Source organism: Butyricimonas faecalis (assembly GCF_003991565.1).
In the GTDB taxonomy this organism is placed as follows: Bacteria; Bacteroidota; Bacteroidia; order Bacteroidales; family Marinifilaceae; genus Butyricimonas; species Butyricimonas faecalis.
In genome coordinates this window covers 1,413,086-1,426,721 of the sequence record NZ_CP032819.1, presented here as the reverse complement: position 1 = coordinate 1,426,721, position 13,636 = coordinate 1,413,086, and the positions used below count along the sequence as shown (strand labels likewise).

At 46.2% G+C, this 13,636-nt stretch carries 11 protein-coding genes; 8 read left to right on the top strand and 3 right to left on the bottom strand.

Annotated elements, in window-relative coordinates:
• Positions 1-14: 14 nt before the first annotated feature.
• Positions 15-1,007: a DMT family transporter gene (locus D8S85_RS06480; protein WP_106479990.1), complete on the bottom strand. Its 993-nt coding sequence runs from the start codon at positions 1,005-1,007 to the stop codon at positions 15-17.
• A gap of 278 nt (positions 1,008-1,285) precedes the next feature.
• Between D8S85_RS06480 and rd the strand changes: the two genes are divergently transcribed.
• Positions 1,286-1,450: a rubredoxin gene (gene rd / locus D8S85_RS06475; RefSeq protein ID WP_065219960.1), complete on the top strand. Its 165-nt coding sequence runs from the start codon at positions 1,286-1,288 to the stop codon at positions 1,448-1,450.
• Between the two features lie 53 nt (positions 1,451-1,503).
• On the opposite strand, the gene D8S85_RS06470 is transcribed toward rd, so the two are convergent.
• Positions 1,504-3,114 (bottom strand): fumarate hydratase, encoded by a 1,611-nt coding sequence (locus D8S85_RS06470; RefSeq protein WP_106479989.1) that lies wholly within the window; start codon positions 3,112-3,114, stop codon positions 1,504-1,506.
• 153 nt (positions 3,115-3,267) lie between these two features.
• Positions 3,268-5,835 (bottom strand): zinc-dependent metalloprotease, encoded by a 2,568-nt coding sequence (locus tag D8S85_RS06465; protein WP_127074896.1) that lies wholly within the window; start codon positions 5,833-5,835, stop codon positions 3,268-3,270.
• A gap of 191 nt (positions 5,836-6,026) precedes the next feature.
• On the opposite strand from D8S85_RS06465, the gene D8S85_RS06460 reads away from it, so the two are divergent.
• The 7 genes from D8S85_RS06460 to D8S85_RS06425 all read left to right on the top strand — a co-directional run bounded on the left by D8S85_RS06460 (position 6,027) and on the right by D8S85_RS06425 (position 13,632).
• Positions 6,027-7,268, top strand: a complete 1,242-nt coding sequence (locus D8S85_RS06460) for a M48 family metallopeptidase (RefSeq protein ID WP_106479987.1) — start codon at positions 6,027-6,029, stop codon at positions 7,266-7,268.
• A gap of 12 nt (positions 7,269-7,280) precedes the next feature.
• Positions 7,281-8,525 carry a competence/damage-inducible protein A gene (locus D8S85_RS06455; protein WP_106479986.1) on the top strand — a complete coding sequence of 415 codons (1,245 nt, stop codon included), beginning with the start codon at positions 7,281-7,283 and terminating at the stop codon, positions 8,523-8,525.
• A gap of 1,093 nt (positions 8,526-9,618) precedes the next feature.
• On the top strand, positions 9,619-10,476 hold the full coding sequence (locus tag D8S85_RS06450; RefSeq protein ID WP_005681366.1) for a helix-turn-helix transcriptional regulator: 858 nt from the start codon (positions 9,619-9,621) through the stop codon (positions 10,474-10,476).
• Positions 10,477-10,581: 105 nt separating this feature from the next.
• Positions 10,582-11,442 (top strand): RteC domain-containing protein, encoded by an 861-nt coding sequence (locus tag D8S85_RS06445; RefSeq protein ID WP_004303821.1) that lies wholly within the window; start codon positions 10,582-10,584, stop codon positions 11,440-11,442.
• 398 nt (positions 11,443-11,840) lie between these two features.
• Entirely contained in the window at positions 11,841-12,152 is a 312-nt protein-coding gene (locus D8S85_RS06435) for a helix-turn-helix domain-containing protein (protein ID WP_004295488.1), read from the top strand.
• Between the two features lie 3 nt (positions 12,153-12,155).
• Positions 12,156-12,482 carry a helix-turn-helix domain-containing protein gene (locus D8S85_RS06430; protein ID WP_004295487.1) on the top strand — a complete coding sequence of 109 codons (327 nt, stop codon included), beginning with the start codon at positions 12,156-12,158 and terminating at the stop codon, positions 12,480-12,482.
• Positions 12,483-12,618: 136 nt separating this feature from the next.
• A complete protein-coding gene (locus D8S85_RS06425) occupies positions 12,619-13,632 on the top strand; it encodes a PDDEXK nuclease domain-containing protein (protein WP_004295486.1) in 1,014 nt (337 codons plus the stop codon).
• The last annotated feature ends 4 nt before the right edge of the window (positions 13,633-13,636 follow it).

Genomic DNA, 13,636 nt, shown 5'->3' with positions numbered 1-13,636 from the left:
TTATTTTCAATTATTTAGTCTGTCATGTATTGTTTTGAACGATTTTCTTCTACTCGTTTGGGTGGCATGATTAAAATTAGTAGGGAACCTAGGATAATGATGCAGGCTAGGATGTAATCTCTCGTGTCCAAATCGGGGCGTAGGTCAATGGAGTAGACTGCGATCCATGCCTCCAAACCGAAAGTTAACATGGGTTGAAATGCCCGGAAGGTCATGAAGATTTCTGCCGTTGCTGTTTGTAGGGTGGCGTAGTATAAATAGGTGGAGAGTGAGGTGAGTAAAAAGCCTGTCACGCAGGCGGCTATAATCGTCATTGGATGGAATATTGCCGAGAGTTTAGGCAGGTAGAGCATTGAAAATGGAACAGCCATAAGTTCTTTGGCGAAATAGTGTTCCACAAGGGCAATTAGGATTAGAAACAGTATTGCTGATATTCCACCCCAGAACATGGTGAATCCGGAGATTCCACATTTTTGGCGTACGGAGGTGTTGGGACTGGCAATCGTGGTTTTCTCGACAACGACGGCTCGAGTACAGCTTGCTAGGACGGCGAGGAAAATGAGAATGGAGACTCGTAGTTGCATGGTTTCCGGGAGGGTCCGAATGAATAGGATAATACCAATTGTGATCACGAGCATTCCCGCGATGTCACTGCTGTGAGGTTTTCTCTTGAAAAAGATGTAGGCCAATATTGCCGTTATAACGACTTCAACGTTGATTAACAGACTGGTTTCGGTACTGGAGATATATAGATAAACCGCTGCCAGAAAGAAATTCCGGAATATTTGTAGCAGAGTGTATAACCATGAATAACCGATGCCTGCTTTCCAGCCTTCCACGGTTACGGGTTTCCGGATAAGTAATAGCGCGACTCCCCCGGCAAAAATTTGCATGGAGGCGAACACGAGAATGTTGGCCTCGTAGTTTAACAAGCAAAAACGGGTGATGACACTGATTATTGACCATGTTATGACTGATAGTAAGGCATATAAAGAACCAATTTTCATATTTTTTGTTGTTTCTCTCCGGATATAACGATTTGGCGAGAAAAAGGTTTTTTATCAAAATAAAATATACCTTTGTTTTAGTATTTATAACAACGTGGTACGGGGTTTAATACATGATAGTATTGAAACCTAAAAATAAGAAGACATGATTTCCAGTCGGGAATTTTTTGATAACCATTTTCGTGATGCCCCGTATAAATACTTAAATTTATTGAAAAAATTCATGTGATGTATAGTGAGTTTATTTTTTTTGTTGATAACTTTAAATAATGAAGACTATGAAAAAGTACATTTGCACAGTATGTAGTTATATCTACGATCCGGCAGTTGGTGATCCAGATGGTGGAATCGCACCTGGAACTGCATTTGAGGATATTCCGGAAGATTGGGTTTGTCCGCTTTGTGGTGTTGGTAAAGAGGATTTCGAACCGGTAGAAGAGTGAGAAAGTTGAAAGCTAAAAATAGAGGCGAATCTCAGGATTCGCCTCTATTTTTATTAGTGTGCCCATTCGGCAAAGAAGTCATTTCCCTTGTCATCCACGATGATGAACGCGGGGAAGTTTTCTACCCGTATTTTCCGGATTGCTTCCATTCCCAATTCTTCAAAGGCAACGATTTCTACTGATTTGATGCTTTCCTTAGCCAAGATGGCTGCCGGTCCACCGATTGATCCCAGGTAGAATCCACCGTGTTTTTTACAAGCGTCTGTAACGGCTTGTGAACGGTTTCCTTTGGCAACCATGATCATTGAACCGCCATGGTCTTGGAATAGATCAACGTAGGGGTCCATGCGTCCTGCCGTGGTAGGTCCGAAACTTCCGGAAGCCATTCCTTTCGGGGTTTTAGCAGGTCCAGCATAGTAAATCGGATGATTCTTAAAGTATTCCGGCATGGGTTTGCCTTCATCTAGCATGGCTTTGATGCGGGCGTGTGCGATATCGCGAGCAACGATAAGTGTCCCGGATAAGTTCAGACGGGTTTTAACCGGATATTTTCTTAGTTCTTTCAATACTTCTTCCATCGGTTGGTCGAGATCGATGTTCACGGCAGGTGCTAATGCGGGGTTCTCTGCCGGTAAGAAACGAGCCGGGTTCTTTTCCAATTGTTCCAAGAAGATACCGTCTTCCGTGATTTTAGCTTTGATGTTCCGGTCTGCACTACAACTTACACCGATACCCACGGGGCAGGATGCCGCATGACGAGGCATACGGATGACACGCACGTCGTGTACCCAGTATTTACCACCGAATTGGGCCCCAATGCCCATGTCTTGGCAGATTTTCTGAATTTTGGATTCCCATTCCAGATCGCGGAATGCCTGACCGCCATCATTTCCTTCGGTCGGAAGATTGTCGTAATATCCCGCGGAAGCTTTTTTCACGGTTGTCAGACAGGCCTCGGCAGAGGTCCCACCTATAACTACTGCCAAATGGTAGGGAGGACAGGCTGATGTCCCCAAGTCTTTCACTTTGTCCTTGATGAATTTGGTCAGTGCTTCCTCGGTCAACAGGGCTTTGGTTTGTTGGTACAAGAATGTCTTGTTTGCAGAGCCACCGCCTTTGGTGATGAAGAGGAACTCGTATTTATTCCCTTGAGTGGCATATAGGTCGATTTGAGCCGGTAGGTTTGTACCACTGTTTTTCTCGTCGAACATGGTGTAGGGAACTACTTGGGAATAACGTAGGTTATGATCTCGGTAAGTTTCGAAGACTCCCTTGCTGATGGCTTCCGCATCATTACCATCGGTCCACACGTTTTCTCCTTTCTTGCCGATTGCGATAGCGGTACCCGTGTCTTGACAAGTGGGGAGTTCTCCTGCAGCGGCAACCACTTGGTTCATCAACATGGTATGCGCTACGAATTTGTCATTATCACTGGCTTCGGGATCTTTTAGTATATTGGCCAATTTTTGCAAGTGTGAGGCGCGTAGGTAAAAAGAAACATCTGTATAGGCTTCACGGGCAAGTAATTCAAGCCCTTCTTTTTGAATTTTCAATATTTTGCGTCCTTCCACTTCAATGGTTTTCACGTAGTCTTTTGTCAGTAAGCGATATTCAGTACTGTCTTTTTGAATTGGAAATGGTTCTTGATACTTGAATTCTGCCATAATTCTTTATTGTTTTAGTGTTGTTAATATTTTTATTTCTATAACAGAAAAATTTCTTTAATATGTCGCAACGAAATTAGAATTAATAAATGAGAAGTCCAATAAAAAAGCCGGACAAATTTGGTCCGGCTTTTATGGATATTAGGCTAATGGCTAGTCTTTGAATAACTTGTCGATAGTCATGATTTGGTAATCATAGAATGCACGGGTAGTGGCATTTCCAGTTCCCCGTTTTTCCTTGTAAAGAGCTTGTACTTTTTTCAACAATGATAACATGGCAGGACGTCCTACGGATGCAGGAAGTGTTGCAGCATTCATTGTCAAGCGGAAGTAGTCATATTCTCCCAGGTTACATGAAGCATGGCTACAAAGTTTATGTTGGCTATTTACGCTGTTTTCTAAAGTTGCCAATGCCTCGGTCGGATCGATAGAAGTAAGTCTTTTCGGTGCTGCGGCTGCGGGGGCAGCTTGAAGGCCACTCAGTTGGCTGGCAATGCTTACTAAAGCTGTTTGCAAGTTCATTTCTTCGTGTGAAAGTGAACGGGATGCAAGAGTCGGAGCCATGAGTAATTTGTAAGCGTCATTTACATAAGCATCAAGTTTGTAAGCGTCTTTTTGACCGGAACGTTCTCCCTCGTATATACTACCAAGAGTGCCCGCGTTGAAGATCTTACCTACCACTGCGTATTGTAATTTATCATACATGTTCGGATTTAATTCCAATTTTTCTCTCAGGTCATTCGTGATCAACCACTTCGTGCAGGTAGTTACCTCGTTTACTAACCATTTGATTGCTTCTTGCTGTTTGTCTTTCGGGATGTATTTTTTAGCTACACCACCTTTGCCGTCTTGTACGAGGTCTGAGAATTCAACACCACCGGGGTAGGCTAGTACGTGACCGAGCATCCGTTGGTACTGGCTTAGGATTCCATTATAATACATTTTTATGTCTTTGTAGGAGGCTCCCGGCTTGCTACACCATTGTTCCAAGTTGCTCATGATGATTTTGAGGTTCTTGATGCAAAGTGAATTGGCTTTCACGTGATCATTCCCTAAATCTTCAGTCTGGTCTGTCGGGTCAAGTGTCTGCGGGAATTGCTGTGCCCCAAAACGATACATCGGATCGTCAGATTTTTCTTCGATCCAGCTGTTTAATGTTGCCACTTCGGCTTCCGGGGTGTTTGCGTTCGGAATGATTCGGTAACCCCAGTTGATAGCGTAAATGTCATATACTCCTAAAACGGGCGGAACTAGGTTTACACCGCGTTCGTAGTCACCGGGTTGAGCCACGTAGTTGTTACGGGCATAGTCCATGATACTCGGGGTGGTTCCGTATTTTTTCGTGAACGACGGGCTGCGCAAAGAGTCCACGGGGAAAGAGTAGCTTGCTCCCATGTTGTGCATCAGACCTAACGTGTGTCCGATTTCGTGTGATGCCACGTAACGCAAAGATTCATTCATCACATCATCGCTGAATACTTCTGTACGAACGCGAGGGTCAACGGCTCCTGTCTGAACGAAACGCCAGTCGTGTACAAGAGAAACCACGTTGTGATACCAAATCACGTCAGCCACGAGAATCTCACCGCAACGAGGGTCCACATAACTCGGTCCCATTGCATTAGCAGTAGGTGTTACGGCGTAACGCACGCAGTTATAACGAATGTCGTCCGGGTCGAAGTTAGGATCATCGGTCGGGTAATCTTTGGCGATAACTACATTTTTGAAACCTGCTTTTTCGAAAGCGATGTTCCAGTCCTCGATACCTTGTTTTACGGCACCTCTCCATTTTTCAGGGAAAGCGTTGTCCACGTAGAATACGATCGGTTTTACCGGTTCCACGAGTTCTCCGCGCAAGTAGGCGGCCATGTCTTTTGGCTCGATTCTCCAACGGTGGATGAATTCGAAATCTTCCACGCGGTCTTTGTCGCTCGTGTAGAAGTTCCGGGGAGTGCTGAAATAACCGACACGTCTGTCTTTGTAACGCATGGGCATGGGATCTTTGTCCAACTCAACAACAGAACGACGAACAACAAGGGTAAGAGGGCTGTTTTGTCCGTTGTAGTTCATTTGAGAGGAGATTTCCATGTTGCGGGGGAAGTTTTTCACCTCTTTTATACGAGATGCGGAAGGGTCGAACATGGCACTTGGTTTTTTACCTGTCATTGGACTGGAAGCCATCGGGGTAATACATTTTTCATCTCGTCCGAAGAATGCAGTCACGTCGATCAATAACGTGTCTCCCTTGGAGGCTTTCACTTCGAACGTTTTCATGATCGGATCATTGAAGTTTCGTTTGAAAGAGGGAGCAATCGGATCACCTTCTCTTAGCACGTCTTCGCAAAGCACGGAGTGCATGTACACGTTCGTGGAATCTGTAGAGAAACGTACCATGAACGGATCGTCGATCATCTGACCTGCCACGAAATCGGTGGGGGCACTGGTTTCAGAAAGACGGTTGGCGATCAAGTAAATTTTGTCCAAGTTACGAGCTTGGATAGCCCACATTAAAATTCCTTTCGGGGTGTAATAGGCATCAATAACACCCGGTAGGTGTTTAGCTCCTTTCACTTGCTTGTCGAAAGCGGATTCTTTAGGTGCAGGAGGTGTTGCGGTTTGTTCGGTTTTCGCTTTTTTCTTTTTTTTCTTGAATGGGAAAGCTTGTGCCGTGGATCCTGCAAGTAATGACAGGGCGACAACCGCGAGTAAAATTTTCCTCATAGTTCTCTTCGTTTAATTAATTATATCTCGTTTATTAGATTTGTGTGCCTACATTTTATGTGCAATGTTTTCAATAGCGGACGAAGATATGTAAAAAAGAATTGAATTTATCTTACCGTTTTGTTAAAGTTTTATTTGAAAAGCGATTATTATTATACCTTTGCAGGTGATGAATCTTAAAAACAGATAAAATGAGTTCCGAAATTATATTTTCTATCATTGTTGTTTTCCTGTGTTTGGATTTCATGTTGGAGAGAGTATTGGAGTCTTTGAATTCCAAACACATGTCTCCCGTCTTACCTGATAGTTTGAAGGGAATTTATGACGAGAAGGAGTACAGTCGTTTTCAATCCTACAAGCGGGAAAATGGGCGGTTGGATTGTTGGAGTTCCGGGGTCGGATTTGGCGTGATGATTGTATTTCTTGTGGCAGGAGGTTTCGGGTGGTATAATAGTTGGGTGGTTTCTCTGACGGATAGTGTGGTTTGGCAAACGATTTTTTTCGTGATGGGGCTTTCCGTGGCTTCTACCGTGTTGGATATACCTTTTGATTATTACGCGACTTTCAGAATAGAGGAAAAGTATGGTTTTAACAAAACGACGAGGCGGGTTTACTGGTTGGATGCGGTGAAAGAGTTGTTCCTTTCGTTGGTGCTGGGTGGGGTGTTATTGGCGCTTGTGGTGTGGTTCTACACGTGGGCAGGGACTTATTTCTGGCTGTATGCTTGGGGAGCTGTTACTCTGTTTTCCGTGTTTATGGCCATGTTTTACTCGCAGCTGATCGTGCCTTTGTTTAACAAGCAGACTCCTTTACAAGAAGGTTCGTTGAGGGATAAGATACAGAATTTTGCGGAAAAAGTCGGGTTTAAATTGGATAATATATACGTGATTGACGGGTCGAAACGCTCCACGAAAGCAAATGCTTATTTCACGGGGCTGGGGCCTAAGAAGCGGGTCGTGTTGTATGATACGCTGATTGACGAGTTGACGGAAGAGGAAATTGTGGCCGTGTTGGCTCATGAGGTCGGGCATTACAAGAAACGGCATACGTTGCGTTCTATGGTGGTTTCCGTGATACAAATGGGGGTGCTTTTCTGGTTGTTTTCCTTGTGCGTGAATAACGCGGCATTGTCAGAGGCACTGGGTGGAGATCGGGCATACTTCCAGTTGGGATTAATCGCTTTTGCCATTTTGTATTCTCCCGTGAATTTGATTTTAGGAATCGGTATGAACGTGTGGTCTCGGAGTAACGAGTACGAGGCAGATGCTTTCGCGGCCCGATATTACGAGGGTGATTATCTGGTGTCCGGTTTGAAGAAAATATCGGTGAAGTCATTAAGTAACTTGACGCCCCATCCCTTGTACGAGTATATCTATTATTCTCACCCATCGTTATTGAAACGGATAGATGCAATAAAACGTATTCACAAATAAAAATATAAACGAATGAAAGCTATTATTATTACTATCGGGGATGAAATTTTGCTGGGGCAAATTCTGGACACGAATTCACAATATATTTCAAAGCAATTGACTCGCTTGGGTGCCGAAGTGGCGAATGTTTTGTCTATAGCCGATCAGCGGGAGGAGATTTGGCGGTGGGTGGATTACGCGATGAAACAGGCGGAACTGGTTATCGTGACCGGGGGATTGGGACCGACAAAGGATGACGTGACGAAAAAGGTGTTGGCAGAATATTTTGATACACGCTTGGTGATGAATGAAGAGGTGTTGAGATGGATCGAGAAGTTGTTGGAGAACGGGGGAATGAGGATGAACGAGGGGAATCGTAGTCAGGCTATCTTACCGGAATCGGCCAAGGTGCTATACAATCGCAAAGGAACGGCTTCCGGGATGTGGTTTGAAAGGGACGGAAAGATATTGGTGTCTCTGCCGGGTGTTCCTTTTGAGATGGAGGATTTGATGATTCAGCGTGTGATTCCGGAATTGCAGCGTTTGTACCCACATTTGCATCTGGATTACAGGATGTTGAAAGTGTATGATATCCCGGAATCGGAGTTGGCTCTTTTGTTGGAGAGATGGGAAGAACATTTGCCGGAAGGGTTCAGCCTAGCTTACCTGCCGTCGCCGGGATTTGTGAAGTTGCGTCTGACGGCTAAGGGAGATCAGGTTTTTAACTTGGATGCTCGCTATGATAGCTTGAAAGAGGCTCTTGAAGGACAACGTTATACGGAAGGAGAGAATGGTGGGACGGAACGGGAACTTGGAGAATTACTGATGTTGAAAGGAAAGACGATTGCCACGGCAGAAAGTTGTACGGGTGGAAATATTGCGACTCAGCTCACGTCGATAGCTGGGGCTTCGGCGTACTTCAAGGGAAGTGTGGTGGCGTATGCCAATGACGTGAAGGAACGAGTGTTGGGAGTTCGTCCTGAAACTTTAGAACAATTCGGGGCGGTTAGTGAACCTGTAGTACGACAGATGGCAGAAGGAGTTCGTCGTTTAATCGGGACGGATTATGCCGTTTCTACTTCCGGTATTGCCGGGCCAACCGGAGGTACGGTGGAAAAACCGGTAGGAACCGTGTGGATTGGGGTTGCCGGACCGGAAAGAACGATTGCCCGCAAGTTCGTATTCTCGTTTACCCGTGAAAGAAATATTGGTAAGGCCACGATGAAGGCAATTGAAATGGTTATCGAAGAAGTGCGTAACGGGGCTGTAAATAAATGAATTATATACAAGTTTATAGTCCATGAACACCCTTTCCCTCCTTTCGGGGTGCTCCCTCTATAAACGAGGGAGAGTTGAGCTATGGGGGAGGGGTGATTACCAAGCGGTTTCCCCTCCTGTGCAAGGAGGGGTTAGGGGAGGTAGTCATTAAAAGAGTGACTTCTTAGACACTCCCTTGGAGGGGTTAGTGACAGAGGAGTTTGAGTGTAAAGACAAAGTTCGCGCTTATTTGCTGTAAAATGGTATATAATTACCTCGTTTTTTATACTATCACTGCAAAGGAATTAGAATTATTTTAGGTAGTTATATACGCTTTTGTTGTGAGATGTTAACTCCTACATGCAAGAAGGAATATTTACCATTCGTAATCCAATGGATAAGGAATCCATTTCCAAGACAAGCGCCAATCAATTTCGCCTCGAAGACATATCGCGGACGTTCCCGAACGTCTTTGTAACGTCTTTGATACGTCTTTGATGCGTCTTTAATCCCTAAGAACATCGAATATGCCACGGAAGATAAACGTGTATTACTTAGGAAAAGTTTACTTCATATTTCGTTGTGAAGTGGTATATAAGTGCCTAAATGAATTGTTTATAAAGTGGATTTGCCGTGAATCATTGTGAAAAGGCGGTTCACGGTAAACTTTTTTGTGTTTCATGTCCCTATTTTGGGAATATAAATTGCATTTTTCACTAAAATAGCAGGGCCGTGACGGTTACCCGCTTTTTTGTATTTGGCAGGATTTTTTCTATATTTGATGTAGTCTGAAGGTATTTAATTGACTACAAATAGATTAAAAGAAACTCGCATGAGAATAGGCAACGGATAAGAAATTGGTAAAGTGCTTTGATACACTATATTTCTCATGCTGTCAAACAACTCTTATTTGTTTGCAAATATAATATTATTGCAGGTAAAAATCAAAAATAACGAGGTTTATTTTCATTTTTGCCTGCTGATATTTGTTCCGGATTGTCGGATGCGATATATTTGTAATTAGGATTCGTACCGTGTTCCAAGCGGTTCATAAGTAACGACTTGCGGAGCTTTGGCAACAAGGGGATGCGGCTCCGTTTTATAGAAATGACTTATGCAAACCGACTTATCCATTTACAACAGTCTTCGCCCTTCCTTTATAGAAGGCGTTCACGCCGTGAAGTTCAATGCTTTGTCGGCGGTCATATCGCGTTACCGGGATTATGCCCGCAGTTCCGAACAAATAAAAGCGTACTCGGGAGATTCTCTTCTGATGCGGGACATTGCCTCCTTGCTTGACGAAGCACCCCGTCCCATAACGGGGGAATACCAGGATTTCACCCCGTTCCTGCTTCTTCTGATGCTTTCGGAGGAGTTTCATGCCGTCCATTACGTCGAGCGTCTTGTAACGTGGTATTTCGGCTACTGTTGTGTCGATGAACTGCGGACGGTCTGCACCATTCTGTTCCAGTGTTCCTACCCGCATCACGACACGCTGCGGCTGCGGTTTAAGAATTACCTGCGTGAAGCCCGTAAGACATTGGGTATGCCCGTTGAATGTAACGCTGCTGTCATGCTGAAAATGCTCGACGCCTCTTATGAACATCTCACTCCCGCCGATGTCGGGGAGTTCGAGGAGCTGTTGCACCTGGGGGACGATTACGAGTTCATCTCCCGTGTCAAATCGAATTATCTTGCCTCGGATAACGTCACGGAACTCGCCGGGGTTTGCGGGTATTCCAGCACGATTACCTTCCGCCGGCGTTTCCAGCGGGTTTTCGGCTGCTCGGCCTCCTCGTGGTTACGTCAGCGCCGTATCGAACGTATCGGGGAGTTGCTGCGGACGACACACTACACGTTGCAGGAAATAGCCTACATGTGCGGTTTCTCCGCCCAATCCCACTTTACGGACTTTTGCAAGCGGAATATGGGGAGCAATCCCACTTCCATCCGCCAGGAAGGCCGGATCTGACATTAAAATCGGCCTCGTGATAAAAAAACGAAGAGAAAGATAAAAATCGTAATCCGCCGGTTTTTCGATTCGCTAACTTTATACGCGAAAGTAACAAGACGGATTATGATTGCATTTATAGAAAAATTAAACAGCGAAGTCCTGCGGAGTATCGAACGTATCGAATCGCGGGATACCGACGTGTTGAAAAAGTCGCTTGAAGCGTCACGTGTCCTGGGAGAAGCGTTCGACCGTTTGAAACAATATATCATCGGCTACCGTTTTCAAAACGATGACGAGGAAATAAAGTTCTTCAAAGAAATCAAACCCCGTCTTTTTTGCCGTCTGATCTATTACCGCAAGCTCTACAATATCGAGATGAACCGTCCGGTAGGAAGTATCGAGGCACAACGGGAGTACCTGGACGCCCATGTTCGGGCCATCAACGCGTACACGCAGAAACGCCTTGACTTTATCCGCTATTTCCGCAGCGGCGCTACACACCTGGACAGCCTCTATTTCCTGCGCGGGCAGACCGACACGGAGCAATACCTGGAAACCTTCTACTATGAACTCGACCCGCAGTTTTCGACAAACGCGGATTTCAAGGTGGCGAAAATCCTGGCCAACGATATGTTGTCGGTTTATCTTATGGGCGAATTGGAATCACTGGAGAGCACGAACCTCCGGAACATGGTTCTGCCATTGTCTGACGTGCGTCCGACATGGCAGGACTCGAAGACGGATCTGACGGAACTTATTTACCTGCTCGACAGTAAAGGCTGTTTCGGCAATGTGCCACTCACGCAACTTGCCAGCTACATTTCCAACGCTTTCAACGTACACCTCGACATGAACCTTTCGAGGACATTCTGCGATATGAAAATCCGAAACAACCCGACACCGTGGCTTGACAAGGCGAAAGAGGCCCTGCTTAAACGTATGCAGACGTGGAAGCGAAACAAGAAAAACGGCAATTCCGAGTAGAATATGAACCGGTAAAGCACTCTATTCCTTATAGAAACACTGATAATCAGCGTTGTATATAACAAAAGAACCGAGGTCGGTTTTCCCCCGTAACTCTCGAAAGGAACTTTCCCGAACGCCCGTATTTGCACCCGTATAAGGAGCCGATACGGGTGTTCCGTTGTAGCCCCGTCCGGATTAGAACACCGTTAAGCGTTGAATCACAGTATTCTATCGCATTTCTGCCCATAAAAATACCGAGTACGGGCCGCGGATTTCGGTAAAAAACACTGCCTTCTTCACCGCATGAACCGTTGAGAATCAGTTCACTGCAAATTATCAAAAAAAAGTCGTACCGACCTCGTTTTAAGCTGTCCATATAAGCCCGACCTTTGTAACAGACTAAAAAACAAAGGAGTATGAAAATCATAGTGATCGGTTCGCGAGCCTATAACGAGCTTGTCGGGCGTATAGAGAAAATAGAGGCTGCAATCGCCTCTCTCCCTGAAAAGGGGCGTGCATGGAATAAGGAGTATATAAACGACGAATGGATGGACGGCGAGCAGGTCTGCCGTTACCTGGGTATCAGCGGGCGTACCCTTCAACGCCTCCGCTCGGATCACGTGATCACCTATTCGGCCATCAACCGGAAGCTGTATTATTCCCTCACGGAAATCCGCCGTGTGCTGAAGGAGCGTTCCGTGCGGCGCAAGAACCAACCAAAGGAGTAGGCCATGTTTCTGGACAAGGAATATTTCGACGGATGGATGCAGCGGCTCTCGGAACGGCTGGAACGTATCGAGAAGCTGTGCGCGGGGGACGTGGAGCAACCGCTTTCCATCCTGCCTGACGGGGAGCGTCTTCTGGACAATTACGACCTGTGCCGTATGCTCAATATCAGCAAGCGCACACTCCAGCGTTACCGCACCTCGGGAGAGCTGCCTTACGAGATGATCTATCACAAGACCTTCTACCGGGAATCGGACGTCCTGCGGTTCATCGAGCGTAACTTCAGTAATTTCCGCAAGCTGAAAAAGGATCGTCCTGCCGGTTCCGGTTAGGCCCTGTCCCGAGAGTCCGGCGTCATGGAAAAACGCGGAGATACATGGAATAAGGCACGACAAGGCGGTACAACCGCTCGATATTTGCCGTAAAATCAGTATGTTTGCTGAATGAAGCCTATATAATAATGAAGCAATGAAAGAAACTGATAAAATATATCCTGCCGACAAAGGGGAGGAAGAGCTGCTGCATAATGTGCGCCATATCTTGCAGGAAGCGCGCGCGAAGGTGATACATCATGTCAATTCGACCCTCGTGAGGGCTTACTGGCAGGTAGGGAAATACATAGTGGAGTACGAGCAGCAGGGAACCGACCGTGCCGGATATGGCAAGGCTGTCATCAACACCCTTTCCAGGCGGCTCGTGGCGGAGTTCGGAAACGGGTTCACGGCCACCAACCTGCGGTACATGAGGCAGTTTTACCAGTGCTACCCGAAATATCACACGCTGTGTGATAAATTGAGCTGGTCGCATTGCCGCACGCTTCTCAAGGTGTCGGGCGATGCCGCCCGTGATTTTTACCTGCACGAGTGCGTCAAGGAAAACTGGAGTGTCCGGCAGCTCGACCGCCAAATCAACACGCTTTTCTATGACCGCCTGCTGGCCAGCCGAGACAAGAAAGCTGTGAAAGAGGAGATTTCCCGTACCGAACCCGGACGTGTCGAACCCAAAGAGATCATCCGCGACCCGTATATCCTGGAGTTTCTCGGTATCCCGCAGGGAGAGCATTTTCTGGAAACCGATCTGGAGCAACTGCTCATCAGCCGCTTGCAGCGCTTGATGCTCGAACTCGGGAAAGGCTTCGCCTTCGTCGCGCGACAGAAGCGTATCTCCTTCGATGACAAGCATTTCTACATCGACCTGGTCTTTTACAATTACCTGGCCCGTTGTTTCGTTTTAATAGACCTTAAATCCGGGGAGCTGACCCATCAGGATTTGGGGCAGATGCAGATGTATGTCAATTACTACACCCGTGAGTTGATGAATCCCGGGGATAACCCTCCGGTGGGTATCGTCCTCTGCGCGGAGAAAAACGACGCGGTCGTCCGTTATACGCTGCCCGAAGATGAAAAGCAGGTCTTCGCCGCCCAGTACATGACCTATCTTCCCACGCAGGAGGAGCTGCAAACACTCTTGCAGGAAGTGTGACGAC